General features: G+C 49.1%; 2 protein-coding genes. Both read left to right on the forward strand.

Going from position 1 to position 609, the window contains the following annotated elements; translation table 11 throughout:
- The first annotated feature begins 71 nt into the window (after positions 1 to 71).
- A complete protein-coding gene (locus HHU12_RS34555; protein ID WP_169661225.1) occupies positions 72 to 317 on the forward strand; it encodes a DUF2717 domain-containing protein in 246 nt (81 codons plus the stop codon).
- Between the two features lie 2 nt (positions 318 to 319).
- Positions 320 to 541, forward strand: a complete 222-nt coding sequence (locus HHU12_RS36060) for a DUF5476 domain-containing protein (RefSeq protein ID WP_169661226.1) — start codon at positions 320 to 322, stop codon at positions 539 to 541.
- Positions 542 to 609: the final 68 nt, after the last annotated feature.

A 609-nucleotide genomic window follows, 5' to 3' on the forward strand; every position in this document is an offset into this window, starting at 1 on the left:
TAATTAGGTAGCACTATAGGGAAGTGCCCATTATGATTATTACTTAAAGATTACTTAAAGAGGGGACTCAAATGTTAAAACCTATAGAGCACATCCTTAACAATCCTAATGACCTTCCTGACGTACCGCGAGCTGTCAAGGAGTACCTACAGTCTCGCTACAATGCTGACTTCCTGTATCAGTCAGAGGTCCGTAAGCTGCGTGAGGCTGGCCATAGCGAGGAGTTCATCTCCGGGGTACTGTACGGTCACCACATGGCTTCGCGTGTCCTTGATGAGATGGAGGGACGTCAGCGTGCACTCAAAGAAGGAGATTGATTATGTGTTTCTCACCTAAGATGAAAGCACCTAAGGTTGACACAACGACTGTCCCTGAGCCAGCGCCACTGACGGAGGAACCTAAGGGTATCCAGTATGGTGGTGACGAGGACTCAAACAGCACCACTCCTGAGGTGTCAGGGCGTAAGTCACTCAAGGTGGCCAAGACGACCGAACCTACAGGGTCCGTCAGTAAAATCCGTAAGTCAGCTTTAGGAGGCTAACATGGGACTGTTCAAGAAAATCAAGAAGGCTATCTCCAAGGTAGTCAAGGCACCACTCAAGGCCGTAG

Source organism: Flammeovirga aprica JL-4, assembly GCF_012844305.1.
GTDB classification, from domain to species: Bacteria; Bacteroidota; Bacteroidia; order Cytophagales; family Flammeovirgaceae; genus Flammeovirga; species Flammeovirga aprica.

Coding starts and splice junctions, on each gene's coding strand:
- HHU12_RS34555 (WP_169661225.1), top strand. CDS start 72: ATGTTAAAACCTATAGAGCACATCCTTAACAATCCTAATGACCTTCCT.
- HHU12_RS36060 (WP_169661226.1), top strand. CDS start 320: ATGTGTTTCTCACCTAAGATGAAAGCACCTAAGGTTGACACAACGACT.